We start from the raw sequence: 25,945 nt of genomic DNA, 5'->3' as shown, positions 1-25,945 counted from the left end.
CTTTCCTCATGAGTGAAAATAAAAAGCCCCTTGGAATTACCGATGTTGTATTACGGGATGCACATCAATCATTGTTTGCAACACGTCTTCGTTTAGACGATATGTTGCCTATTGCCAGTAAGCTTGATCAGGTTGGTTTCTGGTCTTTGGAGTCGTGGGGTGGTGCTACCTTTGATTCGTGTATTCGCTTTTTAGGCGAAGATCCCTGGCACCGTATTCGCGAGTTGAAAAAAGCCATGCCAAAAACCCCTCAGCAAATGCTGTTACGGGGGCAAAACCTGCTTGGATATCGTCATTATGCGGATGATGTGGTAGAAAAATTTGTTGAGCGTGCAGTTAAAAATGGCGTAGATGTCTTCAGGGTATTTGATGCTATGAATGACCCGCGTAATTTACAAACTGCACTTGCCGCTGTTAAGAAACAGGGTAAGCATGCACAAGGGACGATTTCTTATACCACAAGTCCTGTACATACTATTGAAAACTGGGTGGATCTAGCCAAGCGTATTGAAGATATGGGCGCTGATTCGATAGCAATTAAGGATATGGCGGGTATTTTAAAACCTTATGATGCTTTCGAGCTGGTGACACGTCTAAAACGCTCATTGTCCATTCCTATTCAACTTCACTGCCATGCAACTGCAGGGCTTTCTCCCATGACGTTGATGAAAGCCATTGAGGCTGGCATTGATAATGTTGATACGGCCATTTCTTCAATGAGTATGACCTATGGCCACACACCCACTGAGTCAATAGTCGCGGCATTGCAAAATACTGATCGCGATACAGGACTTGATTTGTTATTACTCGAAGAAATTGCTGCTTATTTCCGTGAGGTTAGAAAAAAATACGCCAAATTTGAGGGTAAATTAAAAGGCGTCGATTCTCGTATACTGGTGGCGCAAGTGCCTGGTGGTATGTTAACGAACATGGAAAACCAGCTAAAGGAACAAGGTGCGCTGGATAAATTTGACCATGTACTGGAAGAAATACCCAAGGTTCGGGAAGACTTAGGGCATATTCCCCTGGTGACGCCTACCTCACAAATTGTGGGTACACAGGCAGTACTTAATGTACTTACCGGTGAGCGTTATAAAAATATTTCAAAAGAAACGGCTGCCATTCTTAAAGGTGAGTATGGAGCCGCACCTGCTGCATTTAATACAGAGCTGCAGAACAGAGTCCTGGAAGGTAAGGAAGCCATCACCTGTCGTCCCGGCGATTTAATTCAGTCTGAAATGGATAAGCTGCTCAAAGAAGTGGCTGAGCTTGCTAAAGAAAAAGGATTTACCTTGGCCGATGAGGTAGTGGATGATGTATTGATTTATGCACTGTTTCCACAAGTTGGTTTGAAGTTTTTACAGAACCGAGGCAATCCTGCTGCCTTCGAACCTGTGCCCACAGGGGAAGAGGTTATACCCGCTCAGGCTAAAGCAGCACCACAAACAGTCAATGGAAACGAGGTGTATACCGTTAAAGTCAATGGTCAGGTTTATGTCGTGGAAGTGGCTGAAGGGGGGGATATTCAGTCAGTATCTGCAGCTCCTCCAGCAGCAGTGAGTGCCAGTCAGAATGCTGGTAGTGGTGAGCCAGTAATAGCACCGCTTGCAGGGACCATTTGGAAAGTGCATGTGACACCAGGACAAACCGTACAAGAGGGTGATGTATTGGTGGTGTTGGAAGCGATGAAAATGGAAACAGAGATACGTGCCCATAAAACAGGTAAAGTTATCACTGTTAGTGTGAAGGATGGCGATGCGGTTGTAGTGGGTGATCCGCTGCTGACTCTGGCGTAATTAAGGTGTAGCTCCAATGGAAAAACTCTACGCACTTTGGCAAGGGTCAGGGCTGTATAATTTAAGCATTGGCCAGTTTGTAATGATATTGATTGGTTTCTTGCTGTTGTTTCTTGCCATTCGTAAAAATTTTGAGCCCTTGTTATTAGTACCTATTGGTTTTGGGGGGATTCTTGCGAATATTCCTGAGGCTGGTTTAGCTTTTTCTGCTATGGACAAAGCCTTATATCAGGCGGCTAATTACCTGGCTTCTGGTGATATTGGTTTACAGCAGCATGCACAGCATGTGGTAACAGCCATTGCAGGGGCTTTGCAATCAAAAACGACAGATCCTTTATTGTTGTTAAAAGAATACGCTGCAGCCAGCCACCATTTACAAACAGCTGCCATGAATACGGCACTTGACTTACAGTATAATCATGGCGTGCTGTACTATTTTTATGCCGTTGGAATTGGTAGTGGTGTCTTCCCGCTCTTAATATTTATGGGCGTGGGGGCTATGACTGACTTTGGGCCGCTATTAGCCAATCCTAAAACGTTGTTTCTTGGTGCTGCGGCTCAGTTTGGTATTTTTGCAACCGTTTTGGGAGCGTTAGGACTTTCCGCAACAGGATTAATGGACTTTTCTGTTGCCGATGCGGCGGCGATTGGGATTATTGGTGGTGCCGATGGACCTACAGCGATTTATGTATCTAGTGTCTTAGCCCCACAGTTGCTGGGTGCAATTGCTATAGCCGCTTATTCTTATATGGCACTGGTCCCATTGATTCAACCACCTATTATGCGAGCGTTGACCACGGAGGCTGAGCGAAAAATTGAAATGACTCAGCTACGTCATGTTTCTAAAACCGAAAAAATATGCTTCCCGCTAGTGTTGCTTATCTTGGTCGCGTTATTTATACCTGATGCAGCACCACTATTAGGGATGTTTTGTTTTGGTAACTTAATGCGTGAGTGTGGCGTTGTTGACCGATTAAGTGATACTGCACAAAATGCTTTAATTAATACGGTGACTATCTTTTTAGGTTTATCCGTTGGCTCCAAGTTGGTTGCTGATAAGTTTTTACAAGCAGAAACCTTAGGTATTTTGGCGTTAGGTATTGCTGCGTTTGGTATTGGTACAGCAGCAGGTGTACTAATGGCTAAATTGATGAATAAAGTCAGCAAGCATCAAATTAATCCACTGATTGGTTCTGCAGGTGTGTCAGCTGTTCCAATGGCTGCTAGAGTATCAAATAAATTGGGACTGGAAGCTAATCCACATAACTTCCTATTAATGCATGCCATGGGACCCAATGTGGCAGGGGTTATAGGCTCAGCAGTTGCTGCGGGTGTTATGATTAAGTACGTTTCTGGTTTGTAAGTCACCTGTGCGTCGTCCTAATAATTGGACGACGCCCAACCAAGCATAAGCACATGGATGCGCACATTGAACTTTCCTGGCTGACTGCCATTCTTATTGGTCTTATTGTTTTATTGGCCGTCTATTTTCATACTGTGGCCTTTCAACCTCGAACGGTTAATCATGCGCCCACATTACTCACTAGTATTGGTATTTTTGGAACCTTTTTAGGAATTGCCTTAGGTTTAAAAAATTTTGATACGACGGATATTCAAGCCAGTGTCCCTATGCTTATTGAAGGACTTAAAACTGCTTTTTGGTCATCGATTGCAGGGTTAAGTGCGGCACTTACCATAAAAGCACGCTTTGTGCTCAGTAAACCAAGCCGGGCAGAAACAACACACTATCAAACCCAGTTAGAGTTATTAGGGGAAATACGGGATACAATTCAACAACAAGGTAATAACCAGCAACAGGCGGTTGTTGGTATGCATGATGACCTTAAACAAGCTATCGTTCAGTTGCAGTCTATTTATGAACAGCATCAGCAGGCACTCACGGCGAAGCAAACGGAGGCACTTCAAGCAAGTTTACGCGAACTATTGATTGAGTTTAATGAAAAAATAGAAGTGCAATATGGTGAAAATTTCCAAGCGTTAAATAAAGCTGTTGGCAGGATGCTTGACTGGCAGCAAGCCACACGACAACAACTGGATAGTTTTATGGCGCAACAGCAGGTATCCCTGCAAATCATGAATGAAGCAACAGCGGCTCATGAACGTGTGGTTAAACAAACCAGTATATTTACTCAGGTGTCAGGTGCACTTGAACAATTGCTAGGAGGGCTAGAAAAACAAGCGAAAGGACTGGAAGATTATCTTCAGTTACTGGGGACAATTGTTAATTCAGCCTCCAGTGGTTTACCTAAGCTGGAGGAGCGAATTATCAGTTTAACCTCAGGGCTGGCTGATACATTAACAATGAATCAGCAACAAATGAAGCAGCTGCTAACCGAAACAGCTAATGACCTTGTGGTTGAACATAGAAATTTAAGCACCCAATTACAGCGTTATCAACAGGTATTGGACAAGCAGGGTGAAAGTTTAGTTGGGCTTACAGAAAGGCACTGGGAGCAATTAGACAGTGTGTTGACCACTCAGTTAAATAAGTCACTTGAAACCTTTGGCTATCAATTAACCGCATTGTCAGAAAAGTTTGTCAGTGACTATGCGCCATTGACTGAAAAATTACGAAAAATAATAACAATCGCGGAAGCTATGGATGCTTAGCGATACCTTTTGCTAAAGGGAAGGTTGATATAGAGGTAAGGGTTCTACGATGTTTACTGAAGAACATGCTGCGGAGAGTGAATCTCATTGGGTGGCCATGAGTGATTTGATGGCTGGCCTGTTAATGATATTTATGTTAATTGCAGTATTGTTTGTAGTGGTTATCGAGCATGAACGTAATAAAATTCGTAATGTAGCGCTTATCTACCAGCGGTTAAAGTTGGATTTACATACTAGCTTGTATGCTGAATTTAAAGACGATTTACCCCGCTGGGGAGCAACATTAAGTGATGATGCCAGTATTCGGTTTAATAATACGGATATTTTATTTGATCGTGGTAAGGCAGAACTAAAAACGGAATTTCAATCTATTCTTGCTGATTTTTTTCCTCGTTACTTAAAAATTATTACGGATGATGACTTTCGAGGGGCTATTGAAGAGATAAGAATAGAAGGGCATACCGATAGTGGTTGGGATAATGCTTTAGATCAGGATGATGCTTATGTTAAAAATATGGCTTTATCACAAGCGAGAACACGAACAACGCTTGCTTATTTACTGGCCCTTGACCAAGTGTTGGTACAACAAGAAAAACAGTGGCTAAAAGCACATTTGACGGCAAATGGTCTTTCTTCTTCAAAGCTTATTTATACCAAAAATCATGAGGAAAACAGTGCTCAGTCGCGTCGGGTTGAATTTAGACTCAGAACGAATGCTGAAGCCAGAATTGCTGAAATTATTGAGGGTATTCAGTGAAGCTCATTAATTTTTTAACGTTTGAGCCTTTCAATCAGTTAAGAGAAAAAATGGGGGCTAAGAAACTGGGTTATTTTGAGTTGTTTAACCCGGAAAAACATGTGACCGGTAATGAGCGAATTTCCTTATCTGAAGCAACGCTTACCATTGAAAGTCACTATATAAGAATGCTCTGTGATCAAACAATAGCCTATAAAAATAGTCGAATTATTGTGGCTGGTGCTGATCAAATTGTGCACATTAGTGGGTGCGAGGTGGTTGAACAGGCGTGTAAACAGTCAGTATCTCTGGTGATATCCGCTAATGAAAATTTGTTAAATTCAGTAGAGTTTCAGTGTTTTACTATTTGTAATTTGTGCCTGCAAAAAATCCGTTATAAAGGGTTTGATCAACGGATTAAGCGCAGGGTAGGGTATAACCAACTGATTCAACAGCAGTTTTCGCTTCCGGCATTTTTTTTAGCCTATCCACCCTACCCACTTGTTTTTTAAAAGCATGTAATCAAACATGCTATAAAAGTATTACTTAATATTGATTATAATCGTGCTTAGGTTGAAATATACCTATTTGAGGCTGATTATACTGACGTTTTTTCTTATACGTTACACGAGTATTGGCGTTGTTATTACGTCGGCTGGGATAAGCGCTATCTGTAGGCTGGTAATCATGTGTATTACCTGATGTAAAGTGCCGATTGCCTCGTGTGTATGGATATTGACCTTGACCTTGTTTTTGGTTATTTCTGTGGTTATAGGTTTTAACTTCCTGCTGTTGAGGGTAATAAGTATCAGTGGGTAACTGATCTTGGGCCTGTTGCATATTGTGGCGCATCCGATATGGGTGACCATGGGCACGGCGAGGACGTTTGGGTTTTTCTTCCCGTACTTGGGGTTCGGGTGGTTTTTGACCAGTAAATTGTTCGTAGACTGTAGGGTATAAATATTTTGGCATACTAACTCCGGCTATTCATTAAGCCTGTTCACTACTTTATTCACGAACCAACCCTGCTAGTGCTAATTTTGCAGTTTTCGTCAGAAATATCTGCTCAATCTGAGATTAACGAATTAACAGATATTTAAAAAAAAACAGAAAATAAATGGTTAAATTCTGACGTAATGAGTTCGCTATAGATAAATCATAAAAACAATTACCTTCTAGTAGCATAGGCTACTTGAAGCATAAATTCAGGGTTATTCTTGGTTTGACAAGAAACTATAAACTTAGAAAAGCTTTACACGAAATATTTACTGTGTTGCTTTAATGTATGATTAAAGGGTCGATTACAATACATTGTCTTCCAAAGAAACAAGTAACTTCTTAATTTCATATAAAATAGAAATGCAACTATTAAATTCCACCAATGGTAACCACTAACAAGCTTCCTTAGCACGTTAAAATGAGGAAAAACCATGGTAAAAACAATACAGAGGCTATTTGGGTCCTTTGGCTCTGCAGGTTCTCTCTTTGCTTCTTAATGACTATAAATCGAGTGCAAATAACTCAATTAGTCAGTAAAACCAAGCCTGTATACGCTTAAGGTCGTATATTTTTATGGCTTACTACGCCGAAGCTACCAAGAGGTCTTTGATTCTATTATAAAATCGACTGAATCACAATACAAAAAATTATATTAGATTAATACCAATTAAAGTCATGCTGCTAATTATGTATTAGCTAACCGTTTTGCCATAATCGAAGACCTTTAACCATATAGCATTATTGTGCGCCTTTTTACTTTGTTTTTTTGATGCTTAAACTATTGGTTATCATGGTAATCAACAGGCTTATCGAAGTTTTTGTATACCTACTATTTTCCAGCTGTCATCACAGGCCAGCTTCTCCAAGTGCCAAAGATGAGCGTAGGCTGTCACATCTTTTTGATCAGACTGTTTCATCCAGCCATGAAACTTAATGCTGAGCATACTGATATCTCCCATATGGTTAGCATGGGTAATATCATTGAAAACAGTGACAATAGACGTAGATGGCTGGTTAGCCATGCTATCCCTTTCGCTTAATAATTGTTCAAATAATTCAGGTGAGGTTAGATTGGCTAGCACACTGTCATTATGAGTCATAAGTGCAATATGGAGTTGTTTAAAGTGTTCTTTGGCTTGCTCTAAATATTGCTCAGGATTGAAGTCCGGTGGTAGATCAAATTGGTTATAGTGGGGGTTTACTTGCTCTGCTTCCAAAGAAGCAAGAGCTTGAACGGCTGCTGACCGAGTATTGGGTTGAGGAGGTGGGTTGGCAACTTCCTCAGCGACTGGATCTACATCTGCTGTTGTTGTTTGTTGTCCAAGAGAAGACGGTGGCATCTGACTAGATGCTGTGGGTTCTGTTGAGAAAGGTGAGGGAGAGTGTACCTTGGGGTCGGCAGATGGTTGTTGGGCTTGAACGGGGGGTGTGTAAGGAATTGTGATATCCCGACGAACAGGCTGTACACTTGGTTGCGGTTGCGGTTGCGGTTGCGGTTGCGGTTGCGGTTGCGGTTGCGGTTGCGGCGCAGAATAGACAGTACGTTGGGCTTGAAGATGTAGATTGCTTTCTCGTAGTCCTGTTTCTACTGAGTAGTGTTCATTACGCAGTGATTGTTCCACAAAGGTGGGTTCTTCTCTGACTCTATTATGCCCTTGAGATGGAGATGTTCCAGACTGACGCCTGAGCCAGAAGACTACCAGACAGACGGCACAAGAGAGGATAACAATATCCACTAGCTCAAGCCCATCAAATTCACTACCGTATAGCAACCAGGCGACTAGCCCAGAACCCACAATATTTGCCAGTATACGGTCATCTTTCTCAGAATCCGTTGTTGAGGATTCCTGTTGTTCTGTCGAGGGGGCGGGTGATGCGGCCTCCTCAGCTAAGAGTAAGGGGCAGTGGAACATTATACTGACAATGCAGTATAGGATAGCCAGTTGCAGACGCTTCAATGCGATAGCTCCAAATTTCAAACAAGGTTACTGCTAAAGATGAAATTATGCCCAGTCAGGACGTTTGCTGCAATTGGCGTTTATCTTCAGGAATGTGGTGAGTGTCAAGAGTAACAACTTTTGTACACGTTAACGAACGCTTATTCATGTGTCTTGTTTATTCATAAGTTGCTCAATTACCGTCCTCATTACATCATGAGAAGATGTATTTTGGGGTTGAGCTGATTTAAGTCAGTATGTTGTTTTGGGACTTAGTGCTGCAAATCCATTAACCTGTCAGGGAAATTTTTTTGCAACATGACGTCTTAGTTATGTTTATAATGTAAAAGCTCACCCTTAAAGTATGATAAAACAGGGAATACTGAGGTATTTCATGAAGTCGATTGATGAACTCACCGCGTTTTATGTAGATGCATTTACCGAAGGTAAGGGAGATTTGGTTAAGCAGAGCGAACTGATAGGCAATACCCTTTATCAAAGTGTGCAGAAAGGTCTACTGGTTTGGTTGGCTGCAATCATTATTGCTGCGTTAGTTTTTTCCAGTAGTACATTGATTTTATTTTTTATTTTAATCTCCGCTGCTGTTATTGGCTGGTTGTTAAATGACCAGTACAAGCAGGCTAAACAAGCATTTAATGAACGATGTTATGCTGAAATATTTCCCAAACTTGTTAAGTTTGTTGATGGGAATTTACATTACGCTCCTGCGCGTATTGTTTCACAGCATATTTTCACTGATGCAAAGTTTATCCCTCTGCCATTCAATGCTTATTCTGGTCAGGATTACTTGTCTGGAGAGTATGATGGTGTTCATTTTGAAGCATCAACGATTGTTGTAAAGCATCAAAATGAGTCTTCAAATCCTGTTATTAAGTGCTTAGCTCAAGATAAAGCGCTGTTTAACGGTGTATTGATTCGTGCAGAGTTTGAGCAGGCTAATAACAGTCAGGTTGTCATTTTGCCAAAATGCAAGCCAGATTTTGATCCTGAGTATTTGGATGCAAAATGTTATGCAAGGTTAGAACGTTACCATACAAAGTTTGCAGAGTTTGAACGTAGTTTTGCCGTTCTTACTTCAGACCCTATGTTAGCCAAAACCTTACTATCAGAGCGTTTTATGCTAAGGGTACTGTCTTTGCAGCAAAAGTTTGGCAATAATGTGTATATCACGGTTGAAAAGGGTCATATTACAATTGCTGTCAATGGTCAGCATATATTTGACCGTTCTAGAAATATATACTTTGAAAATTTCTATGCCGATGATGTGATGAGTTGGTATGGAGATTTAATGCGCGTATTTACAATTTTTTATGATCTTGGTTTGACTTCACGCGCATCATAATCAAACAAGTTGAGTAACAACAATAGGGTTATTTCTCTTCATAAGTAGAGTCATTCTATGTTGTTGTTACTCACTTTTTTCTACTGACTTTGGCTATAAACCAAGACAAGTCCTAAGGATTTAGCCACCATTGACTATAACGGTCAGGGTAGACAGGACGTATATCTTCTTTTTCTATATAACGTTTTCCTTGCTTGCCTTCACCATCTGTGATGATAACCGTTAGTTTGATGGTGTTAATGGGGTAACGGAAACGGTAAATTCCGCGATCACTTAAAGACTCATCAATAATAACTCGGTCAAAGTCATTAAAAACTTTGATGTTGCCTCCTGCAATAGGGTTTCCTTCCTGACTATATGCGCGAACGGTAATATAATCGTTGATGGCTGAGAAATATACGGCAAGAGGGTATTTTGCATGCATTTTTTCAATGTGGCTGCAGCCAGTAAGTATAAAACTTAACCAACAGGCGATTAAAAAGTATATTTTTTTTTGCATTGCCTTGCCCTTACTTTAGCGTTGATTTAAGTGTTTTGTTATCAAATAGTTGTATATCCGAATTCTTAGTGTGCGTGTATTGGACGACAGTTCAAAGGTTATTAAAGGTTTAAGTGCACTGCGATAAACAGTACTCAAAGTGTAATCCTTTACAATATGCATTCTTCCCTCCTGTAAACATAGCTAAATTCAGCACGACATGGGTTTAAACGTCAATCGAGTCAGATGACAGCGATGTTAAACTGCTTTTTTATGGCAACATTAAAAAATGGATAACTCATTGACTAACAGCCGCAGGCAAGACAAGGAGAAGATAGTGAGGGTGGAAGAGTGAGTGCCTGCAGCTTACAGGCACTATTATGAATGATTTGCTGAATGACTACAGAAAAGTCACGTTTTAGTTAATTAAGGAGTGTATTTTAGTCTTGATGAGGTCAATCGCTATTCGGTTTTTGCCGCCGTGCGGAATGATTAAGTCTGAATACTGGCGGGAGGGTTCAATAAATCTTAAATACATGGGGCGAACGGTTTCTTGATACTGAGAGATAACCATGTTGATATCTCGGCCACGGCTGATGATATCTCGCTGTAATCGTCTAATTAAACAGATATCCAGTGGCGTATCCATGTAGAAGCGAAGGTCAAACTCTTCTCGTAACTCTGGAGTAGCTAATAGCAAGATCCCCTCAATAATGACTACCTTGGTAGGTTGAACAGTACGTGTTTCTGTTCGGCGATTGTGGATGGAATAGTCATAAACAGGAACTTGCACTGAATTACCTTTTTTAAGCTCCTGCATGTGCTGGATTAACAAACCATGATCGAGTGAGCTAGGGTGGTCGTAGTTCGTTTTGACGCGCTCCTCCATGGTTAAGTGGCTTTGGTCTTTGTAGTAAGAGTCTTCAGAGATAACAACTAAGTGTTCTGATGGTAATTCTTTGGCCAGCGTCTGTGCTAATAAGCTTTTACCAGATGCTGATGCGCCAGCAATACCCACTAATATCGTTTTTTGAGACATCGATGACAGCCTTAGGGAACTTGCACGATACAGAGTCAAAATTTTTGCGATTCTACTGAAAATTCTATGTGAAGTGCATCAGTTTTTTTACCTATCTGCGATATTAGCTTGTTTGTAAGAGCGTAACTGAGTAATAAGAGAATATCTGTGGGTATTATAGGCTATCTCTTCTCTACATTGAGTTTATGATCAACAGTGATAAGAAGTCGAAGCCAATATCATTGCTGGGAGGAGATTAAATCAAGGGAGGCGATTCCTGCTTTAATAGATCCGTTCAAAAGAGAATAATGAGTCTATGGTGCTTTTATATGCACTATTAATATAAATGTGTTATTTTTTATTATTATTCAATAGCTTAAGATTCCGGTATGCTTCCGCGTCAAAACGTAAGTCCCAGCGGGCATGTTTTACATGTGAGTGTGAAAGCAGGCATTTCTGGATAGACGTTTGTGGCGATATCACAAGATAGGTAATGAAATATTATCAAAGTAAAAGGTCATTACCCAACCACTACATATCGGTACTTTTAGTTTTAGTAGGTGAACTTTTATGAGCAATAGTATGCTGCAGCGTACCCTTTGGGTGTTATTTCCACTAATGGTAATGTTGTCAGGGTGTGAGCAGTCATCAGAAAGTGCTACTGCAGAAAAAACAATTAGAGTGGGCAGTTCTGGCAGTTACTATCCCTTTACCTTTGTTGAAAAGGATAAGCTGCAAGGCTTTGAGATTGATCTTTGGAATGAGATTGGTAAACGTCAGGGATATAAGATTGAGTTTGTAACGGCTAAATTTTCGGGTTTATTTGGCATGTTGGAAACAGGAAAAGTCGATACGATTTCAAATCAAATCACTATTACCGATGAAAGAGAGAAGAAATATTTATTTTCTGCTCCTTATGTTTACGATGGTGCTCAGTTGGTGGTCCATAAAGATAATACCTCAATACAAGGTATTAATGATTTGGTGGGCAAAAAAGTGGCGGTTAACTTAGGCTCTAATTTTGAGCAGGTTTTACGAGGTTCATCTGTTGGTGACCAAATTAATGTTACTGCTTATGATGGGGGCATGGAGCAAGATGTTGCGATAGGCAGGATGGATGCTTTTATGATGGATAAAGTGTCTGTTTTGGCGCTGATTAAAAAGTCGGGTTTACCTTTGAAACTGGCTGGAAAACCTGTTGAAACTATCGCTAATGCCTTACCTTTCAAAAACAATGAGTCGGGAAAAAAGCTTCAACAACAGGTTAATGATGCGTTGGTGTCAATGCGTGCTGATGGCTCTCTGGCGCGTATTTCAAAACGTTGGTTTGATGCAGATATAACGGCGAAGCCATGATTCAATTTGATGTGCATTATGCGTTAGAGTTACTGCCAATAATTCTAAAGTATTTACATATTACACTTGGTATGGCGGCAATTTCGTTGGTAATAGCCCTGGTAACAGGGCTGTTGCTGGCACTGATAAAAGTTTTTAAGTGGTCAGGACTGGTTTGGCTGGCAGATCTTTTTATTTCATTTTTTAGAGGCACACCGTTATTGGTGCAGCTATTTTTGTTGTATTACGGATTGCCTCAATTATTCCCCGCATTAAAAGACATGACAGCTTTTCAAGCGGCTATTGCTGGGTTGAGTCTGCATTTTGCTGCCTATATGGCAGAAAGCATGCGGGCAGCAATATTAAGTGTTGAGTCCTCACAACGGGAGGCTGCACTCAGTATTGGCTTAACTGAAATTCAGGCAATGCGTCGTATTATTTTGCCTCAGGCAGCCCGCATAGCCATTCCACCGTTAATGAATAATTTTATCGATTTACTCAAGTCAACATCACTCGCATTTACATTAGGTGTCGCTGAGATCATGGCAAAAGCGCAGTTAGAAGCGGCGAGTAGTTTTAAGTTTTTTGAAAGCTATTTAGTTGTGGCTTTAGTATATTGGCTTATTGTTGTTTTCTTTACTAAAGGGCAGCAATGGTTAGAAGTAAGGCTAAGCCGGGGGTATCGATAAATCATGATTTCGGTAAGTGGACTCAGCAAGACGTATGGATCGCAAACCGTTTTTAATGACTTAAACTTTTCGATTAAGAAAGGGGACATTATTGCTATTATTGGTCCTTCAGGTACAGGAAAGTCTAGTCTTTTACGTTGTTTAAATTATCTGGAAGTGCCCACTTCGGGAACGATTACGATTGATGATTTAACACTGGATAGCCAACACTATACTAAACAACAAGTGTTAAAGTTGCGTCAATATACTTCTTTTGTTTTTCAAAATTTTGCTTTATTTAAAAATAAAACGGCTGTTCAAAATATTATGGAAAGCCTGCTTATGGTAAAAAAAATGCCTGTTGCAGAGGCAGAGAAGAAAGCCATGGGTATTCTTGCTGAAGTAGGGCTGGCGGATAAACACGATGTGTATCCTGCGATGTTATCAGGAGGACAACAGCAGCGAGTAGGTATTGGCCGTGCCTTGGCCACTGATAGTAAGGTCATGTTATTGGATGAGCCTACGTCGGCTCTGGACCCAGAAATTGTTGCTGATATTTTAACATTACTACGGCAGCTTGCTGAAAAAGAAATCACCATGATGGTAGTGACTCATGAGCTGCGTTTTGCAAAACAACTGGCCAGCGAAGTGTGGTTTATGAGTGATGGCGAGCTTGTGGAGCGAGGAACACCCCACCAACTCTTTTCTTCTCCCCAAGATCCACGTACTCAGCGCTTTTTAGAACACCTTGGTGTTTAATGCTCGTGGTTGCCATGGGGGGTGACCACGATATTACCTGCGGCACCAGGCTGCATGACGGCTTGATGGGCTTTAGCCGTATCACTTAAAGCAAACTCATCGCGCACAATCGGGTCTAGCAGACCCTGAGACAGTCCGCTGTATAAATACTCATGTGCTTCTGATAACTCTGCCGAACTGCTATTAAACAGTGCCATACCAATAATTGTTGCATCCTTTGCCATAAGTAACCGAGGGTTAATATTGACCTCCCCACGGTTACCAATCACAACAACGCGGCCATTAAATGCTAATGCGGGTAAATCATGACCTAAATTTTTATCGGCTAACATTTCCAAAATAATGTTAATACCGTGACCCATAATATTTTTAGGAAGAAGTGTCAGGTGATCGGCTTGATGATGATCGATGACATAATCAGCCCCTAGTAGGGTAAGCAGTTGCCTTCCAGAGTCACTACCCGCACTGGCGATCACTTTTAAACCATGGGCTTTGGCAATTTGCAGCGCTGCTGTTCCTACACCGCCAGAGGCACCATGAATTAATACTGTTTCACCGGGTTTGGCCTGAGCCTTTTGAATCAGTGCACGATAAGCCGTGGTATAAGGTGTTCCCAAACAGGCACCTTGGGCAAATGTAATGTTATCAGGTAATGGGTGAACCTGGGCTGCTTCACACAATGCATATTCAGCACAGGTACCAGTAATACTGCCTGCACAATAGACCCGATCACCCACATTAAGGTGCTGAATATCATCGCCTAACGCGGTTATGATGCCTGCGCCATCTTTGCCCGGTGTGTATGGAAATTGTGCCGTGTAATTATTGCTACCTGCGCGAATATAGGTGTCAACAGGATTAATACCCGCGGCCATTATTTTGATTAAAACCTGGCCTTTTCCTGCTTGTGGTATGTCTGTAATTTGTTCTTGTAATACATCTATATCACCATGTTGATGTACACGAATAGCTTGCATGTTATGTCCCTCAATACACGTGTATTGTGTATGTATACTCTTCACATTATATAGTTATACATTATTTGTATTAATAAACTGAATATCATCCACGACGATTCCTGCTGTGGAGTAATACCAGCGAATATTTAGATCCCAAAGCGATATACCGTGGTAGCGAGGTTGTTCGTTCTTTGATACGGGTTTATTACGCAGATAAGCAGGCCTTGGATCTTGAGTTAATGTTTGTTGAATAAGTTGAGCCAAGGCTCGGCCCGTTTGTGCTTGGTAGTTAGTACAAAACTGTTGTACATCTGCGGTGAATAAAATCGGTAGCTTGTGTGGAGATTGGTCATCAAAAGGCTGGTCAGCATAACCATAAGTTGCATCAGTAATGATATCAGCATAAGGCAGATAGGGTTTAATATCCACAACAGGTGTTTTATCTAAAAAATCTACGCCACTTAGTTTTAAACAAATTTCACTTCCTTGAAAACAGATTTCTTCCAGTTTTACTGCGGAAAGTCCCAAAGGATTTGGGCGGTGAGTAGAGCGTGTAGCAAAAACACCTAATCGTTGTTTACCTCCAAGGCGGGGAGGACGAATTGTGGGTAACCAATCATCGCCTTGAATCTGGTGAAAAATGAATGATATCCAAATATGTGAAAATTGCTCAAGGCCTTTGACCGCTTCTGCTCGGTTATAAGGTGGTAAAAGCACTAACTCTGCTGTTGCTGCGGGTGCTAGCCTTGATTGTCGTGGTATGCCAAATTTTTGCTTGAAACAGGAGTGGATAATACCAATAGGTTTTAAATAAATGGGGGTAATAGACACAGTGCGAAACCTGTTTTAAATCAGCACAGTTAGCCGCTTTAACAGCGGCTACTCAGCATATAACTCATCTTCAGCAACGGCAAGGGACTCGGCAGCAATACAGTCAAACACTGAAATCCTTTCTAGTGGAGTATCATTGCTCAATGCCCAGCTTAGTGTGGCAAAGTCCTGCCATTTAGGGCCACGCTTTTGACTATTGTTATAAGCCCATAATGCTAATCGAATAAAACGGGCTTGCCATTTAGTACGATAGGGTTCAAGTAGGTAGCTAACAAAGGGGCCTTCGTGCTGTTCTTCTAATACATGCTGTGCTTTTTTAACCGTGTCGGCATCATTTTCAAACCACATGAGTGAATCAAAGTTTCTGACAACCCATAATTTATTTCTACGCATGGCTTGCTGTAAGGCATCAGAGGTGAATATTTCTGGGTATTCTTTTTGCCAGCGAGCCAAAATTTCTTGGTAATCAAGTGGTTGGGGCTGCCATTGTTTTAGACCGCAATATTCTAACGTCATTAAAACTTCTGCTGTGAGTGGCTGGCCTGACTGTGAATTTAAGGCTAAAAAATGGGGTAATACCGTTTGTAAGTAGTTAATAGAAATAGGTAACGTATACACTTCCTGTCGTAAATGACTAATAATGTTTTCACAACTACGCTTAGAGCTTAAGGGGGTTAACCAACCATCAATAATCCCTAGCTTTTCTTTCAGTAAAATACCAATAAGTCGATATTGGCCGTACTCTTTGCATAAAATGACGATTGATTGGGCTCCAGCCCCATCGACTGCAGAGCTGAATACCTTCTCGATATGAGCGTTTTTGGGTACTTCATATTGAGCACAGGGTGTACCAAGTTTTCTGACGTTGCGAATTATGCGGTCTAGAGTGGCTTGTTCGGACTTTTCAATCCAGTTTCGAATGGTAATAAGACGACGAAGTCCTAATGGTGTTACTAATCGTTGGTACTGTGGAGTTTGCAGTAACTTAAGTAAGGTTTGTCGTACTTCTTTTTGTTTGTGAAGCAAAAATAGCAGTGTACCTTCTCGAATATCATCATGATGAGTCTGCAGTAATGACTGTAGTAAAGGGTCTAATATGGAATCACGAATAAAGGTTAACTGCTCAGCAAATAATAAATAGAAGTCGTACTCCGTTTGGATTGCTTCCTCATCAAGTAAAAGTTGAAGGGCTTCTTGAGGTTCTAAAGTAACAAGTTCTGAGGTTTGATCTACTTTGTCGGAATAGTAGTCAGACTGCCAATCTTTAGTTTGCTCAATAAATTCTCCATCCATTGGCAAATCAAGGCTGGCAAGAAGGCCAATAATACTCATCATTGCCTCGCCGTTGATATCTTCATTATTCATGTATTTGGCAAGTTGTAGCTGTATTTGCTGCCAACCAGCTTCTGCATTGGTTCGGCCTTCTCGAATGTCAATCATCAGCTGCAGTAAGCTGGCAAACAGAAGTCGTTCAAAGGCTTCGTTTTGAAAAGGTGATGAGGGTAAAGTATTAGATGATTCTAAGCCAATAGGTAAAAGCTCACTGATAAAGTCGGCAGGTGTCCGCCAGCCCATTGAATAAATAGCGCGCCAGTCTGGTGCTGTTGAGTCGCCTGCTTGTTCAATTTCTTGTGCTACTGATGCTAATAACTGAGCTGCAAGAGCTTGGTTAGATGGCATGTATAATTAACCTTTCTTTTGAAACGTGCTACGAGTGATTAAACACGGATAGTCACTCTAGCATCAATATATTGTGAAATAAATCTACTTTTTCTGACGCCTTTGAAGGTTGTTCTCAACTTGAATGTGAAATAGAGACTTAATCAGCAGTTTGTATTTCATTAATCGTGTATAAAATACTCACTGTCCGTTTTGACAGTGCTTACCAGATTATTTCGACTGATCTATTGAGTAAAAACGAATAATTAAGATACATCATAACAGCTAAGTCAGGTTAGTTGTTTGCCGAAAGCGAGCACGGAGACTCATCATGGCGTTTTTAATCATTACCCTTATTAGTTTGTTGACGCTAGCAGCCGCTATACTTGCTTGTGTTTTGTTACCTCAGTGCTTTTGGCGACTGACTGATGAACTTCGTGAACAACTGCTATTAAAGCAAGTCTTGCCCTTTGGTTTTCCTGTGTTAGGAGCCGTATCCACACTTTGTGTTTTTCTCATGTTTTTATTATCTAAACCAGTATTTATTGCTGCTGTTATCATGGTGACGGTGGCGGCCGGCCTTTTCTCTGCGGGCTTTTATATGATTCCTCAATTGGTTCAAAGTTATAAAAATCGAGAAAAGCAAGTTTATGGGGCAGAACAGCTTGTTCAGCAGTGGCAATTTGCCTGTGTGGGTACTGCAGCAGGTGCCGCTTTATTAAGCATAGTGGTTATTGCCCTAATCTAGAAAAACTCGCTAAAAATAATGTTATTACCTTTCCTCTAAAAATATCTGCCAGTGAAAAAAGCAATTTGACTGGCAGAGTTTTCCCGCCAAACTTTCTACAAGTTTAATATTTCTACCTGATTCTGCTTGGTAAGTCGTACAGAAAATTAATTATGCTATTAACATTCGGTTAGTCAGTAGGCTTGGTGTCTGCGATAAGTTTGGGGGTTAAGTGTTTTTTGTAAAACATCTGATCTAACCGGATGTCATGCATTAAATGATGCAGCATATTTCTTTCTACATCAGCTCTTACTTGTCTTGGATAGTGGGAAGAACCGGCTAAAAAACCAAATGTAAAATACCAAGTTTCAAACTGGTCGTGATATTGGTAACGTTTAAGGCGTTTATCTTGATGGAACACTTCTGCTGTTAGAGTGCTGGCATATGTGACTTTTGCTGGTATCAGCCAACCTAGCATAGCAGTGGAGTAAAACCACAATGAACCCTCTTCATAGAGTGAATCACTCCGATCAACAGTCAGTTTTATTTGCAGTGGGCTTGTGTGATTTCGGCTATAGCTTGGGGGAAGGCCAAGCGACTTTGTAAGGTGATATATATCATTACTCGTACGGTATGCTGCACCAAGCGGAGAAAGTTGTCCGTTAGTAAACGAAACTACCCTTACTGTCATTGCCGACATCACTTGTGGCTCAAGTGGTTTGGGGGGACGAGCAGGTAATAGATCAGATTTAATTGCACATCCAGACATCATACTGATCATGATGACTAAGATAGATAAAGACTTCATATAAACAAAAGCGTAACGGTAGTAGATTTTTACAACATGCTCTGTTTGCAGATCTATGTTCCTAGGAGAAATGGAAGCAATAGGGTTTATTTGGGTGAAATAGAGCATATAACTGGAGAGGTGTGTTTCTCTCCAGTTATGATAAATGGTTTTAGTTATTATGTGAAGTGGTTATCTTTATACGGCTTGTTGGCTGTTTAGATGAAGAGGGATGACGGGTTGAGAGGGGAGGTAACGACTGATTAACCGACCTTTTTTCACAAAGTTGCAATCTACCAGTTCTGAGGCAATAGCAATAATACTTTTCAGAATAGGCGTATTTACATTAGCGGCTTTGGCGAGAGACAGCCAAGGTACTAAGAGATAAGGGACATCTTCCGAAATATACCGATGGTTATAACAGGTTGGTGCACTGTAACGCTGATTATGTACGGCTGAGGTTAGCGCAAAATCCCGTAATGATAATGCATTAATACCATAGTAGTGGTGAATAATATCAAGTAAGGGGGGTAATTCTAGGCCATAAGCTTTACCTATAGCTTGGCGTTCTTTATCAAGAGCATTAATAATTTTGCAAACGGCAGGCGTCATTCCATCTTTGTAAAAATAGAATTCGCCATGAGTGCTTTCAATATACCCACAATTGAGAATTGTTAGGGTGGGGTGAACAATGCCATTTGGCGAATTTAAGCCAATGGCTAAGTAATTATTGACAATTTTGATGTGAGTTTCAGGCATGCACTTTTGTAAAAGTGTCTGTGCTTTTTTTGTTTGGTATTCTGGGTAGACGCTGAATTCAAGCAGATTTTTATGCTGAGATGCTATATGCACGGTACCTGGTTCTTCTATTTCTGCAACGTGCAGTAATGAGGAGCTTTCGATTAAAGTAATATCTAGCGTCGGACGAATTTTTTCGAGCATGTATTGCAGGGGATAGGTAGCAAAGTTACCAGGCATAACAACAATGACTTGCTCGTCAACTAAAAAAGGGAGCATATTTTCAAAAAGAGCTTCCTGACCAAAGGCGGGAACAATCATGAAAATGATTTCTGCGCCATGAACAGCCTGTCTTATATCAAGTGTGACTAAGTCAACATTACAGGTTTGGGGGTGATGTCCTGTAATATGGATTTCACCCTTTTGCTCTGAAATAGCATAAGCATTCTTGGCGTGTTCAGGTGGGGCATATAGGGCAGTTTGGAAGCCCAAATGGGCAAGGTGACTTACAAGTGCAACGCCACCACCACCGGCGCCCATAACAGCTACTTTCATCGGTTAAACTCCCTTTCCAACCAGCATTTGTAGGACTTAAACAAGATCAACGTATGCGAATGGGGAATTTTTGTCATTTTTTTGAATCGCATACGTTTAAGCAAAGCAAAGCTATTTAGCTAACGCAAATAGCATTTAAATAGCATTTTCATGTCAATAGTATGAAGTGCTTATTAGTCTTTACCTAATTAAGACATGATAAAATGTAAAACAAGTGTAGGATGCTATGGCTATGGGTACTGACCTGGAATTCCTTTTATATTAGGTTTAAAACATTTTGTGTCAATGAGGAACTGAGAATCAAAACAATGCATAATGATCTTACTGTACCAGTTCACTCATTGACGAATACCTGTGGGGCTATAGATTATTCTGAATTCTCCATACATCAGTGGTTGCATGTCTTATTGGATAAGGTAAAACATACTGCACAAGCTGTTGGCGTCTCAGGTATCAGTGGTACTGGTAAAACTTCACTACTGGCTCTTTTGATTACGGAGTTGGAGAAACAGAGGTGGCAGGAAAAGGACATTGTTGTTATTTCGGCCAACTCATACAGTTGTTGGCAACTACAAAAAAAAATACAAAAGAGTGGGGGGCACTATCTCAATTGTTGTCATACTTTAGACTCATTACTTTTAACCCCATTACCGAAAGTAGTTTCTGAAGGTGAACGTATACAACTGATATATGAAACTATTCTGGCTTCAGGAAAAAAAACAGAAATACAGCAGTTAGAGTGGGTAAGTGTATTGCTACGTTGGGTGAAACAGCTTTCTTATGCTGATGAAGTACTAAATCAGCAGATCACATTGTGGTTGCAGACATTAAATGCTCAAGAGCGTGCGTTTATACTCAATGTATATGCTGGATATCAACATTTACTACGAAAGGATACCTACCGAATTGATGCAGATGATAGGCTTATTTTGTTAAAAAAGGCTTATGCTAATTCTGCTATTACAAGTCGTTTACTGATTATAGATGATATCCACTTAGCAGGTCCCCTCCAGCGGGAAATGATTAAGCATTTAATCCAATCGGCTTCATCTGTCATATTATCCAGTGCGTACTCAATGGATGATAGTGATCAACAGCGCTTAGGTGTTAATCTAAACGAAACTATCGTATTATCATCACAACTACGATCATCGAAACTACAAGTTCGCTCAGCTTTGCGATTGGGAGGGCTATTAAACTTAGGTAAGCCTTCATTAAGGGTTGCGGATCAAAAAGGAAGTGGTCAGCGTCCGTGGTTGTATTCTGTAAGAAATATTGTAGAAGAAATAAATTTAACCCATAAGCTCATCAAAGAATTACTTTTTGCCACTGAAGTGAGTACGTTGCTTATTGTTTCTCATCAGGGGTGGTTATTGAAAAAACTGAATGATCACTGGTCAAAATATATTCAGACGCTTGTTGTTAATGAAAACTGTCATAATGACCATAAAGAGAAGCAGCCTAAACTCCTATTTAGCTTAACTTCTAACTTGGCAGGGCTAGAAGCTGATGTGATTATTGTGCTTGGTGTGCAGCAGTTTTGGAAGTTTCGAAGACCTCCTGAAGTGCGATATAAAGCATTATGTGAAACAGCATACCAGCAAAAGCGTTTTGACTTATATAGTCTGATGCTAAAAGCGAAGCAACATATTATTTTTGTTTGTAATCATGTTAAACCATTATTGGAATTAGCGGTGATATGTGAGAAGAAGGCAATGCCCCGTTAAGTTAAGTCTGCTTTAGCGGAAAGATGGCAGTAATACTATTTGCCTAATTTGGAATAGATGTGTAGTATGGAAGCTCTATGCCAATTGTAGTATAGTGGGTTATTGTCTAGTTGACTTGCCGGATTGAATTAAGCTAGGCATAGCCGTAAATCGTTAAGTATTAATGAATAAAAAAATCACAATAAAGATGTTGCCTCTTAACTTCCCGCGAGTGATTGTTCAGATGTTTGTATAGACGCTCTATTTATAAAAAGAATATTGTTTTCAGGTTTATGACAAAAAGTTGTTAGGAATGACTAAAATAGTTCCTTATGCTGTCAATAAAGCAGCAATCAATTGTCATAGATAGTGTTAATAATAAGGCACTACAGAAAACCATCTCATCTCATTTTATTCTTAGGTATAAATACGGGTATTACCGTATAAAATAATTTAATTTATTTTGTTATTATCAATAACCTGAATTGGATTTGGTGGTAAGTATTGCTTTATGAGTAGCTGTTAAATTGCAGCACAAGAAGATATATCACAGTGTGATTTTTAAACTTAGTTGTTGCACTTTTTTTATCAGCTGTTTATACATTCAATTTATATGGGAAAGTAGCTTAGCACCGTTATCTAAAGCTTATGTTTTGAGTATAAAATGAATATAAAGCATAGTGAATATTCATTCTGCTGGATTGCAATATATTTCGTGGAATGTTCTTAGGATTACAGCATTTGTTTTCTAAGGTTTAAGAAGTGATAGGGAGTGTCATTTTTATTAATGCATCAAGCTGGTTTTCCATTTTAGCTTACCGTGGTTATGAGTTGTTAACGGATTGTCTTACCTGTTGACGTTCTGGCTGGAAAATAGTGTTATACCAACAATGCTCGATGGTTACCCTTAAAAGCTGCTTGTAAATGTAGTATATAATTGGAAGGTAAAAAGTAATGAAAAAGAGTTTTAAGGTGCACTTGCAGCGTCATGTAGGTGTGCAATGGTTTTTATTATCATGGCACTGGATTAAGTTAAGGCGGCGTCAGCGGATGCAGGTTATTCAAAAATCAGCGGCTGACCAGCATCTTTCGTCACAAAGCTTTGCTTCAAGTCACTGGTATCCTTTATGGGAATACCAGCGCCATCATTGGCATAGATAATCGTTGAAAGAGTAAATCTATTGTACAATAGTTAACTGCTTTTCGCTTACGTTTAACTGGATGAAAGCTTCTTTATTATTTGTCTTAAATAGATAAATTAATCTATCTACACGATTGCCTGCGAGTTTAAGAATATATTTGGCTTCTTCTGTGGAGGTGCCCTTTTTAGTTTGACATGCAGATTTATTGAACTGTGGTGAATACCAGGGATAATAGCTGACCTGCTTATCAGGTGTTATAAAGTAGAGCCCTTCACCAGGACGATCTGCGCTACCTTTTCGTGTGGAACAAACCTCTACCATTATATATTGACGTTGGTAATCGGAATAAGCAAAACCACAAAAGGGGCGTGATTTGTCTTGTAGTGTGCACGTTCTAATTGAGCTTAGTATAGGAAATGCTTGGCTGTAATCTGCTAACCCCTGTTGTAATAATAAACGTTGGTTCAAGAGTAGTGTGACTTGATTTGGAACTGAGGAGCTTCCTTTTTTGTTTAGCCCACTGCAACCAAGAAGTATAAAACTTGTAAAAACAACAAGTAAGCAGGTTTTAAAAGGCATGAGGTTTCCTTAACATTATGTATACTTTATAGCTGATGCCTGTTGTGCTGGCTCTTTAAAAAGGGGAGATACAAAAGTACTGTATCAATTTTAACAAGCTTAAGTATTTTCTTGAACTTCTGTCATTTACTTAAGCCCTCCCTAACACAACCACTACAATAGAGGTAGCATCTAAGGTAGAGGTTAATTGTTCATTGAATAGCCTTTGCTGTATAGGATCTGATTCACATCCTGATGCTTTAGTTATTTGGTAAACTGAGTTAGACTGTGTATTTATACAGTATGCGGGTTGGTTAAGTATACGCATGAAGCTTTATATTGCTGAAAAACCAAGTATGGCACGCGCTGTCGCTGATGTTTTACCAAAACCACATCAACGACAGGATGGCTATATTCGGGTAGGAAATGGTGACTGTGTATCTTGGTGCATAGGACACTTACTTGAGCAAGCAGAGCCTGAGGACTATAACCCACAATATAAGAGGTGGGATTTAGGCCATTTACCGATTATTCCGCATGAGTGGAAACTGAAAGTTAAACCGAAAACAAGAAAACAATTTGAAATTTTAAAAAAACTGATCCTGCAGGCAAGTGACTTAGTACACATAGGCGACCCCGACCGCGAAGGGCAAATCTTGGTCGATGAGGTTATTAATTACACAGGTGTACCAGATAAACAGCGTAATGCAGTTAAACGCTGTCTGATTAATGATTTAAACCCAAACTCTATAAAAAAATCACTGGCAAATTTACGGAGTAATCGGGAGTTTATTCCTCTATCTATTTCTGCTTTAGCGAGGGCACGGGCAGACTGGTTGTATGGTATTAATATGAGCAGGGTGTGTTCTATTCAGGGTAGAAAAGCAGGTTATCAGGGTGTACTTTCTGTGGGGCGGGTACAAACCCCATTGTTAGGTCTAGTGGCTAGGCGTGATCTTGAAATTGAAGATTTTCAATCAAAGCCTTATTTTGAAGTATTTGCCTTATTGGAAACAGAGAAAGGTGAGCAATTTCGAGCCAAATGGCAACCCAGTGAAGCGTGTCAGCCCTATCAAGATGATGAAGGACGAGTGCTCTCAAAAAAATTGGCTGAAAACGTCGTCAAACGCATTACTGGTCAACCAGGGCTCATTACAGCCGCTACCAACAAGCGTAAACAACAAGCAGCCCCATTACCCTATAATTTATCAGCCTTACAAATTGATGCGGCTAAACGTTACGGGCTTAATGCTCAACAGGTGCTGAATACCTGTCAGGATTTATACGAAAAGCATAAACTGATTACCTATCCGCGTTCAGATTGCCGTTATTTGCCCATAGAGCACTTAAATCAGATTAATACTGTATTGGCTGCGATTGATCATGTATGTGACTCATTAGCAACTGTAGTTAATGAGGCTAACCTCAGCTTAAGAAGTAAAGCTTGGAATGACAAAAAAGTAGAAGCGCACCATGCGATAATTCCCACAGAGCGTAAACTCGATGCAAACAGGCTATCGAAAGTGGAGTTACAAATTTACGAACTTATTGCAAGACAGTATCTCGCTCAGTTTTACCCCGCATGGCAATATGATGATCGCCGAGTAGAGGTAGAAATCAATGGTGGTAAGTTTATTGCCACAGCTAGGCAAACCTTTGACTTAGGCTGGAAGAAGCTATTTACCCAAAATAAAAAAGCTGGAACTCAAGCGCCGGATGTAACGCAAACCAATGTTCAAGCCAGTGATCAAGAAGATCAACAAAAGCTCCCTAATGTGAAGAAAGGTGACGTTGTTCAATGTCTAAAGGGTGAGCTAGCTGAAAGAATGACTCAACCCCCTAAAGCTTTTACTGATGCCACATTACTTTCAGCCATGACAGGTATTGCTCGCTTTGTGAGAGACCCTGAAGTCAAAAAAATATTAAGAGAAACGGATGGTCTTGGTACTGAAGCTACTCGAGCAGGTATTATCGAGTTATTATTTAAGCGACAATTTCTCATTCGACAGGGTAAAACAATTCGTTCGACTGAGACTGGTCGTCAGCTCATTGCTAGTTTGCCTGAAATTGCCTCGACTCCTGATATGACCGCACAATGGGAGTCGCAACTAACGTCCATCAGTAATAAAGAAACCAATTATAAAAGTTTTATGGAGCCGATGGTGAATACACTCCATCAATTAATTACTCAAGTGGATGTCAGCGCTTTTAGGCAGTTAAAAGGGAAGGGACAAGTGGTGCAAAAAAAAATCAAAAGAAAATATAAAAGTAAAAAAAAGTCTTAATATACTCATTATGAAGGGTTTTTATAGTCCTAAGACACAAGGGAATAGCTGTAAAGTGATGAAGCCACAGGGTACGTTTACTGCTGTAAAGCATGCGGTAGCTACTTTAATTTATATAACAGCATTGCTGGGTGCTTATAAAAATACTAACGAGTCGGAAATAATGGATACTTTCTAGAATTATGCCATACTTATTAGTATGAAATATGATGCCCGACAGTTATCAACAGAAGAAAAAGCATTATTAAGACGTTTAGCCGTTCAGAGAGTATTTGACG

23 protein-coding genes are annotated in these 25,945 nt (G+C 40.3%); 13 read left to right on the top strand and 10 right to left on the bottom strand.

The features are described 5' to 3' along the window. Window positions 1-8 precede the first annotated feature (8 nt). From oadA to ACQ96U_RS24520, 5 genes are read left to right on the top strand one after another with little or no spacing between them, the layout of a single operon-like run. Entirely contained in the window at window positions 9-1,796 is a 1,788-nt protein-coding gene (oadA, locus tag ACQ96U_RS24540; protein ID WP_431723915.1) for a sodium-extruding oxaloacetate decarboxylase subunit alpha, read from the top strand. A gap of 16 nt (window positions 1,797-1,812) precedes the next feature. Next, a complete protein-coding gene (locus tag ACQ96U_RS24535) occupies window positions 1,813-3,159 on the top strand; it encodes a sodium ion-translocating decarboxylase subunit beta (RefSeq protein ID WP_431723914.1) in 1,347 nt (448 codons plus the stop codon). A gap of 53 nt (window positions 3,160-3,212) precedes the next feature. Continuing rightward, window positions 3,213-4,427, top strand: coding sequence for a hypothetical protein (locus tag ACQ96U_RS24530; RefSeq protein WP_431723913.1), 1,215 nt, complete (start codon window positions 3,213-3,215; stop codon window positions 4,425-4,427). A 49-nt stretch (window positions 4,428-4,476) separates the two neighbouring features. After that, window positions 4,477-5,184: an OmpA/MotB family protein gene (locus tag ACQ96U_RS24525; protein WP_431723912.1), complete on the top strand. Its 708-nt coding sequence runs from the start codon at window positions 4,477-4,479 to the stop codon at window positions 5,182-5,184. Continuing rightward, window positions 5,181-5,675, top strand: coding sequence for a hypothetical protein (locus tag ACQ96U_RS24520; protein WP_431723911.1), 495 nt, complete (start codon window positions 5,181-5,183; stop codon window positions 5,673-5,675). The genes ACQ96U_RS24525 and ACQ96U_RS24520 overlap by 4 nt, the downstream gene beginning before the upstream one ends. Before the next feature lie 34 nt (window positions 5,676-5,709). Here ACQ96U_RS24520 and ACQ96U_RS24515 read toward each other — a convergent pair whose 3' ends face one another. Then, entirely contained in the window at window positions 5,710-6,135 is a 426-nt protein-coding gene (locus ACQ96U_RS24515; RefSeq protein WP_431723910.1) for a hypothetical protein, read from the bottom strand. A gap of 833 nt (window positions 6,136-6,968) precedes the next feature. Further along, the gene (locus ACQ96U_RS24510; RefSeq protein ID WP_431723909.1) at window positions 6,969-8,120 is read right to left on the bottom strand and encodes a TIM44-like domain-containing protein; all 1,152 of its coding nucleotides are present in this window, start codon (window positions 8,118-8,120) and stop codon (window positions 6,969-6,971) included. 373 nt (window positions 8,121-8,493) lie between these two features. Between ACQ96U_RS24510 and ACQ96U_RS24505 the strand changes: the two genes are divergently transcribed. Continuing rightward, on the top strand, window positions 8,494-9,462 hold the full coding sequence (locus tag ACQ96U_RS24505) for a DUF3137 domain-containing protein (protein WP_431723908.1): 969 nt from the start codon (window positions 8,494-8,496) through the stop codon (window positions 9,460-9,462). 112 nt (window positions 9,463-9,574) lie between these two features. Here ACQ96U_RS24505 and ACQ96U_RS24500 read toward each other — a convergent pair whose 3' ends face one another. After that, a complete protein-coding gene (locus ACQ96U_RS24500) occupies window positions 9,575-9,961 on the bottom strand; it encodes a hypothetical protein (protein WP_431723907.1) in 387 nt (128 codons plus the stop codon). A 397-nt stretch (window positions 9,962-10,358) separates the two neighbouring features. Then, the gene (gene udk / locus ACQ96U_RS24495; RefSeq protein WP_431723906.1) at window positions 10,359-10,979 is read right to left on the bottom strand and encodes a uridine kinase; all 621 of its coding nucleotides are present in this window, start codon (window positions 10,977-10,979) and stop codon (window positions 10,359-10,361) included. 549 nt (window positions 10,980-11,528) lie between these two features. On the opposite strand from udk, the gene ACQ96U_RS24490 reads away from it, so the two are divergent. The 3 genes from ACQ96U_RS24490 to ACQ96U_RS24480 are packed head-to-tail and all read left to right on the top strand — an operon-like array spanning window position 11,529 to window position 13,720. Continuing rightward, window positions 11,529-12,314: an amino acid ABC transporter substrate-binding protein gene (locus tag ACQ96U_RS24490; RefSeq protein WP_431723905.1), complete on the top strand. Its 786-nt coding sequence runs from the start codon at window positions 11,529-11,531 to the stop codon at window positions 12,312-12,314. Continuing rightward, entirely contained in the window at window positions 12,311-12,982 is a 672-nt protein-coding gene (locus ACQ96U_RS24485; protein WP_431723904.1) for an amino acid ABC transporter permease, read from the top strand. Before ACQ96U_RS24490 ends, ACQ96U_RS24485 begins: the two co-directional genes overlap by 4 nt. A gap of 3 nt (window positions 12,983-12,985) precedes the next feature. Continuing rightward, complete coding sequence (locus tag ACQ96U_RS24480; RefSeq protein ID WP_431723903.1) at window positions 12,986-13,720, top strand: amino acid ABC transporter ATP-binding protein; 735 nt, start codon at window positions 12,986-12,988, stop codon at window positions 13,718-13,720. Here ACQ96U_RS24480 and ACQ96U_RS24475 read toward each other — a convergent pair. Genes ACQ96U_RS24475 through ACQ96U_RS24465 form a run of 3 tightly spaced genes read right to left on the bottom strand, consistent with a single transcriptional unit; the run spans window position 13,717 to window position 17,190 of the window. Then, window positions 13,717-14,697 (bottom strand): NADPH:quinone reductase, encoded by a 981-nt coding sequence (locus ACQ96U_RS24475; RefSeq protein WP_431723902.1) that lies wholly within the window; start codon window positions 14,695-14,697, stop codon window positions 13,717-13,719. The genes ACQ96U_RS24480 and ACQ96U_RS24475 overlap by 4 nt on opposite strands. A gap of 54 nt (window positions 14,698-14,751) precedes the next feature. Then, the gene (gene tsaA / locus ACQ96U_RS24470; RefSeq protein WP_431723901.1) at window positions 14,752-15,510 is read right to left on the bottom strand and encodes a tRNA (N6-threonylcarbamoyladenosine(37)-N6)-methyltransferase TrmO; all 759 of its coding nucleotides are present in this window, start codon (window positions 15,508-15,510) and stop codon (window positions 14,752-14,754) included. Window positions 15,511-15,558: 48 nt separating this feature from the next. Continuing rightward, window positions 15,559-17,190: a DUF7401 domain-containing protein gene (locus ACQ96U_RS24465; RefSeq protein WP_431723900.1), complete on the bottom strand. Its 1,632-nt coding sequence runs from the start codon at window positions 17,188-17,190 to the stop codon at window positions 15,559-15,561. Window positions 17,191-17,500: 310 nt separating this feature from the next. Between ACQ96U_RS24465 and ACQ96U_RS24460 the strand changes: the two genes are divergently transcribed. After that, window positions 17,501-17,917, top strand: a complete 417-nt coding sequence (locus ACQ96U_RS24460) for a hypothetical protein (RefSeq protein ID WP_431723899.1) — start codon at window positions 17,501-17,503, stop codon at window positions 17,915-17,917. A gap of 169 nt (window positions 17,918-18,086) precedes the next feature. Here the strand turns inward: ACQ96U_RS24460 and ACQ96U_RS24455 are convergent, their stop codons facing one another. After that, entirely contained in the window at window positions 18,087-18,704 is a 618-nt protein-coding gene (locus ACQ96U_RS24455; RefSeq protein WP_431723898.1) for a hypothetical protein, read from the bottom strand. Window positions 18,705-18,881: 177 nt separating this feature from the next. Next, window positions 18,882-19,976, bottom strand: a complete 1,095-nt coding sequence (locus ACQ96U_RS24450) for an NAD/NADP octopine/nopaline dehydrogenase family protein (protein WP_431723897.1) — start codon at window positions 19,974-19,976, stop codon at window positions 18,882-18,884. Window positions 19,977-20,284: 308 nt separating this feature from the next. Here ACQ96U_RS24450 and ACQ96U_RS24445 point away from each other — a divergent pair, with 308 nt between their 5' ends. Continuing rightward, on the top strand, window positions 20,285-21,703 hold the full coding sequence (locus ACQ96U_RS24445) for a hypothetical protein (protein WP_431723896.1): 1,419 nt from the start codon (window positions 20,285-20,287) through the stop codon (window positions 21,701-21,703). A gap of 933 nt (window positions 21,704-22,636) precedes the next feature. Then, window positions 22,637-22,843, top strand: a complete 207-nt coding sequence (locus ACQ96U_RS24440) for a hypothetical protein (RefSeq protein WP_431723895.1) — start codon at window positions 22,637-22,639, stop codon at window positions 22,841-22,843. Window positions 22,844-22,860: 17 nt separating this feature from the next. Here ACQ96U_RS24440 and ACQ96U_RS24435 read toward each other — a convergent pair whose 3' ends face one another. Next, window positions 22,861-23,403 carry a hypothetical protein gene (locus ACQ96U_RS24435; protein ID WP_431723894.1) on the bottom strand — a complete coding sequence of 181 codons (543 nt, stop codon included), beginning with the start codon at window positions 23,401-23,403 and terminating at the stop codon, window positions 22,861-22,863. Between the two features lie 305 nt (window positions 23,404-23,708). Here ACQ96U_RS24435 and ACQ96U_RS24430 point away from each other — a divergent pair, with 305 nt between their 5' ends. Then, complete coding sequence (locus tag ACQ96U_RS24430; RefSeq protein ID WP_431723893.1) at window positions 23,709-25,667, top strand: DNA topoisomerase III; 1,959 nt, start codon at window positions 23,709-23,711, stop codon at window positions 25,665-25,667. Window positions 25,668-25,945 lie beyond the last annotated feature (278 nt).

Source organism: Zooshikella sp. RANM57, assembly GCF_050749885.1.
In the GTDB taxonomy this organism is placed as follows: domain Bacteria; phylum Pseudomonadota; class Gammaproteobacteria; order Pseudomonadales; family Zooshikellaceae; genus Zooshikella.
This window is presented reverse-complemented; position numbering and strand designations above follow the sequence as displayed.

Coding starts and splice junctions, on each gene's coding strand:
- oadA (WP_431723915.1), top strand. CDS start 9: ATGAGTGAAAATAAAAAGCCCCTTGGAATTACCGATGTTGTATTACGG.
- ACQ96U_RS24535 (WP_431723914.1), top strand. CDS start 1,813: ATGGAAAAACTCTACGCACTTTGGCAAGGGTCAGGGCTGTATAATTTA.
- ACQ96U_RS24530 (WP_431723913.1), top strand. CDS start 3,213: ATGGATGCGCACATTGAACTTTCCTGGCTGACTGCCATTCTTATTGGT.
- ACQ96U_RS24525 (WP_431723912.1), top strand. CDS start 4,477: ATGTTTACTGAAGAACATGCTGCGGAGAGTGAATCTCATTGGGTGGCC.
- ACQ96U_RS24515 (WP_431723910.1), bottom strand. CDS start 6,135: ATGCCAAAATATTTATACCCTACAGTCTACGAACAATTTACTGGTCAA.
- ACQ96U_RS24505 (WP_431723908.1), top strand. CDS start 8,494: ATGAAGTCGATTGATGAACTCACCGCGTTTTATGTAGATGCATTTACC.
- ACQ96U_RS24500 (WP_431723907.1), bottom strand. CDS start 9,961: ATGCAAAAAAAAATATACTTTTTAATCGCCTGTTGGTTAAGTTTTATA.
- udk (WP_431723906.1), bottom strand. CDS start 10,979: ATGTCTCAAAAAACGATATTAGTGGGTATTGCTGGCGCATCAGCATCT.
- ACQ96U_RS24490 (WP_431723905.1), top strand. CDS start 11,529: ATGAGCAATAGTATGCTGCAGCGTACCCTTTGGGTGTTATTTCCACTA.
- ACQ96U_RS24485 (WP_431723904.1), top strand. CDS start 12,311: ATGATTCAATTTGATGTGCATTATGCGTTAGAGTTACTGCCAATAATT.
- ACQ96U_RS24480 (WP_431723903.1), top strand. CDS start 12,986: ATGATTTCGGTAAGTGGACTCAGCAAGACGTATGGATCGCAAACCGTT.
- ACQ96U_RS24475 (WP_431723902.1), bottom strand. CDS start 14,697: ATGCAAGCTATTCGTGTACATCAACATGGTGATATAGATGTATTACAA.
- ACQ96U_RS24465 (WP_431723900.1), bottom strand. CDS start 17,190: ATGCCATCTAACCAAGCTCTTGCAGCTCAGTTATTAGCATCAGTAGCA.
- ACQ96U_RS24460 (WP_431723899.1), top strand. CDS start 17,501: ATGGCGTTTTTAATCATTACCCTTATTAGTTTGTTGACGCTAGCAGCC.
- ACQ96U_RS24455 (WP_431723898.1), bottom strand. CDS start 18,704: ATGAAGTCTTTATCTATCTTAGTCATCATGATCAGTATGATGTCTGGA.
- ACQ96U_RS24450 (WP_431723897.1), bottom strand. CDS start 19,976: ATGAAAGTAGCTGTTATGGGCGCCGGTGGTGGTGGCGTTGCACTTGTA.
- ACQ96U_RS24445 (WP_431723896.1), top strand. CDS start 20,285: ATGCATAATGATCTTACTGTACCAGTTCACTCATTGACGAATACCTGT.
- ACQ96U_RS24440 (WP_431723895.1), top strand. CDS start 22,637: ATGAAAAAGAGTTTTAAGGTGCACTTGCAGCGTCATGTAGGTGTGCAA.
- ACQ96U_RS24435 (WP_431723894.1), bottom strand. CDS start 23,403: ATGCCTTTTAAAACCTGCTTACTTGTTGTTTTTACAAGTTTTATACTT.
- ACQ96U_RS24430 (WP_431723893.1), top strand. CDS start 23,709: ATGAAGCTTTATATTGCTGAAAAACCAAGTATGGCACGCGCTGTCGCT.